Source organism: Kitasatospora sp. NPDC091257 (assembly GCF_044757675.1).
Taxonomy (GTDB): Bacteria; Actinomycetota; Actinomycetes; order Streptomycetales; family Streptomycetaceae; genus Kitasatospora; species Kitasatospora lactacystinica.
The window spans coordinates 1-3714 of record NZ_JBIVVI010000930.1; the positions used below are offsets into that span (position 1 = coordinate 1).

At 71.4% G+C, this 3714-nt stretch carries 2 protein-coding genes; both read right to left on the reverse strand.

Features of this window, described 5'->3' with window-relative positions; all coding sequences use genetic code 11:
• Positions 1-44: 44 nt before the first annotated feature.
• Positions 45-2615 carry an ABC transporter permease gene (locus ACIQOV_RS32220; RefSeq protein WP_401054238.1) on the reverse strand — a complete coding sequence of 857 codons (2571 nt, stop codon included), beginning with the start codon at positions 2613-2615 and terminating at the stop codon, positions 45-47.
• A 16-nt stretch (positions 2616-2631) separates the two neighbouring features.
• Positions 2632-3420 carry an ABC transporter ATP-binding protein gene (locus tag ACIQOV_RS32225; protein WP_359910121.1) on the reverse strand — a complete coding sequence of 263 codons (789 nt, stop codon included), beginning with the start codon at positions 3418-3420 and terminating at the stop codon, positions 2632-2634.
• Positions 3421-3714 lie beyond the last annotated feature (294 nt).

The following is a 3714-nucleotide window of genomic DNA, read 5'->3' on the forward strand; positions in this document are numbered from 1 at the left end:
CCCGTCTCCCCCGTGCTCCGGGGCCCGGCGACCCCGGAGCCGGCTCAGTCCGTCGCGATGGCCGCGAGGACGTTCATGCGTCCGGCCCGGAAGGCCGGGACGAGCGCGGCGAACAGGCCGATCAGCACCGAGGAGACCAGCGTGATCGCCACCATGGTGGTCGGGACGGAGAGCGTCCCCAGGCCCTGGTCCCGCAGCACCCCCTGGACGGTGACGCCCCAGGCGAGGCCCAGCCCGGTGCCGAGGACGGCGCCGAACAGCGCGATCACCACGGACTCCAGCCGGATCATCCGGCGCAGCTGGCGGCGGGAGAGCCCGATCGCCCGCAGCAGGCCGATCTCGCGGGTCCGCTCGACCACCGACAGCGCCAGGGTGTTGACCACGCCGAGCACCGCGACCGTGATCGAGAGGGCGACCAGCCCGTAGATCAGGTAGAGCAGGGTGTTGACCTGGGACTGCACCAGCTCCTTGTAGCCGGCCTGGTCCTTGACGGTCAGCTGCGGGTACTCCTTGAGCCCGTCCTGGAGGGCGGTCAGCGTCCTGGCGACGTCGGCGCCCGGGGAGGCCTTGGCGAAGAAGGTGTCCACCGGCGGCTGCTCGGCGGCGGGGACCGCCTTGGCCATGGTGTCCAGGTCCACGAAGGAGCCGTTGCCGAACAGCTCGCCCTTGGCGAAGACCGCCCCGACCGGCAGCACCTGGGTGCGTCCCTTGCCGTAGTCGACGGTCACCATGTCGCCGACCTTCAGGCCGAAGTCCTTGGCGAAGGCCTCGCCGATCCCCAGCGATCCGCGCCCGATCGACGCGGCCGCGCCGGACCGCACGGTCGGGTGGAAGTCGGTGGCGAAGAAGGCGGGCGGCACGGCGTCCAGGGCGGTCTTCGCCTGCCGTCCGTCCGGCAGCTGGATCCTGGTGTGGAAGCCCTTCTGGACGGTGACGTGGTCGATGCCCGGGGTCCGGCGCACGATGTCCGTCATCTCGGTGGTGATCTCGGCGCGGCCGCCGCCGATGATGTAGTCCACGCCCACCGACCTGTCGATCTGCGCGCTTGCCGAGGTGACCGCCGAGGAGCTGAAGACCGCGGAAGCGATCACCAGTGCCAGGCCGATCATCAGCGCGGCGGCGGTGGCGCCGGTGCGGCGCGGGTTGCGCATCGCGTTGCGCTGGGCGAGCTTGCCGGACGGCCCGAACAGCGCCGGCAGCAGCGCGCCGAGCACCCGGACGACGGCCGAGGCCAGCAGCGGGCCGAGCACCACGAAGCCGATCAGGGTGAGCACCACGCCCAGGCCCAGGTACTGGCCGCCGGTGGCCGCCTTCTCCGCCCGCGCGCCGAGCGCCAGCAGGGCGCCGCCGCCGGCCGTCAGCAGCAGGCCGAGGACCGTACGGACCAGGTTGGCGCGGCCCTCGGCCGGAGTGCCGTGGTCGCGCAGGGCGGCCATCGGCGAGATCCGGCTCGCCCGGCGGGCCGGGAACCAGGCCGCGACCAGGGTGACCAGTATGCCGAGCGCGTAGCCGGCGACGAAGACGTCCGGCCCGACCTGCAGGTCGGCCGCCCTGAGGTCCATGCCGATCGCGTTCATCAGCTTGATCAGGCCGACCGCGACACCCAGACCGGCCGCCACCCCGAGGGTCGAGCCGAGCACGCCCAGGATCAGCGCCTCGACCAACACCGAGCGGTTGACCTGCCGCCGACTGCCGCCGATGGCGCGTAGCAGGCCGATCTCCCGGGTGCGCTGGGCGACCAGCATCGAGAAGGTGTTGACGATCAGGAACGCGCCGACGACCGCCGAGACGAGGGCGAAGCCGAGCATCGCGTACTTCATGAAGTTGAGGCTGCTGCCGACCTGCTTGGTGTTCTCGTCCTTCTGCTCGGCCGCCGTCTTGACCAGGTAGCCGCCGCCGATCCTGGCCGTCGTGTCGGCCTTGAGGCGGTCGTTGCCGAGGCTGCCGTCACCGAAGGCCTCGATCGAGGTGTAGGCCGGCTCGCCGAGCAACACCTGCTGGGCGGTCGGGGTGTCCAGGAAGCCGAGCGCCGCGCCCGGGTTGGTGGCGGTGAAGGTGGCGATGCCGGCGATGGTGAGGTCGTGCCTGCCGCCGGAGTTCTCGATCCTGATCCGGTCGCCGAGGCCAAGCTTGGCCTTCTTCGCGGTGTCCGCGTCCAGCACCAGCTCGCCGGAGTTCCGCGGCGCGTGGCCGGAGGTGATGGTGACCGGGTTGCGCGGGGTGTCGGTCCAGTTGCCGAGCATGGTGGGCGCGCCACTGGTCGGGCCGACCAGCTTGTTGGTGGCCGGGTCGATGAGGGCCGCGTTCCGGACCATGACCTGGCCGACGGCCTTCTTCACGCCCGGCACCGCGGCGACCTGGTCGGCGAGCGCGACCGGGACGGTCGGCGGCTTGACGGCGGCCTGCTGCTCCTCGTCCTCGGCCGGCTTGGGCGGATTGACCGAGACGTCGGAGGCGGTCGCGGCGAAGAGCTTGTCGAAGGTGCCGGTGGCGGTGTTGGAGAACACCAGGGTGCCGGAGACGAAGGCCACCGACAGCACGACAGCGATGAGCGAGAGCGCCATCCGGCCCTTGTGGGCGAAGAAGCTCCGCAGTGAGGTCTTGAGCAGCATGATGGTGTCGTCCCGCCGCTCAGCTGGTGCGCTTGCCGTCGAAACGGCGCATGCGTTCGAGGACGGAGTCGGCGGTGGGCGCGTGCATCTCGTCCACGATCACGCCGTCGGCGAGGAAGAGCACGCGGTCCGCGTAGCCGGCGGCGACCGGGTCGTGGGTGACCATCACGATGGTCTGGCCCAGCTCGTCCACCGAGCGGCGCAGGAAGGTCAGCACCTCGGCGCCGGAGCGGGAGTCCAGGTTCCCGGTGGGCTCGTCCCCGAAGATGATCTCGGGGCGGGCGGCCAGCGCCCGGGCCACCGCGACGCGCTGCTGCTGGCCGCCGGAGAGCTGGGAGGGGCGGTGCTTGAGCCGGCCGGACAGGCCGACCGTCTCCACCACCTGGTCCAGCCAGGCCTGGTCGGGCTTGCGGCCGGCGATGTCCATCGGGAGCGTGATGTTCTCCAGCGCGCTCAGGGTCGGAAGCAGGTTGAACGCCTGGAAGATGAAGCCGATCTTGTCGCGCCGGAGTCTGGTGAGCTGCTTGTCCTTGAGACCGGTGATCTCGGTGTCGCCGATCCGGATCCGGCCGGAGGTGACCGTGTCGAGGCCCGCCAGGCAGTGCATCAGGGTGGACTTGCCGGAGCCCGAGGGGCCCATGATCGCGGTGAACCGGCCGCGCTGGATGTCCACGTCGACGGAGTCGAGCGCGGTCACCCTGGTCTCGCCCGAACCGTACGCCTTGGTGACCTGACGGGCCGACGCGGCGACGGCTGACGCTCCGCCGGGAAGCTGGGGGTCGTACACGGCTGCTGCTGCCGTCGTCACTGGACTCTCCTAAGGAAGATGCGCTCACCCGTTGGCCCCCAGCCTCGCGGGCCCGCCCGCCTCATGACATGGCGCAGGCGGTAGTCCTCGACCGGGAGTTGTCTCCACCCTCCCGGTGGACCTGGCCACCGGACCCGACGCAAGCGGGCCGCTTCCCGGCGGGTGGGGATGTGTGAACCACGTTAGGAGCCGACGGCCGGCGGCTCGTCATCCGCCGGAATGAAGCCGCTCAACCAAGGTTCTACGGGCCGCGGCGCCGCTCCCCCTAGGGGTAGCCGCGGCCCGTCTCGGGGA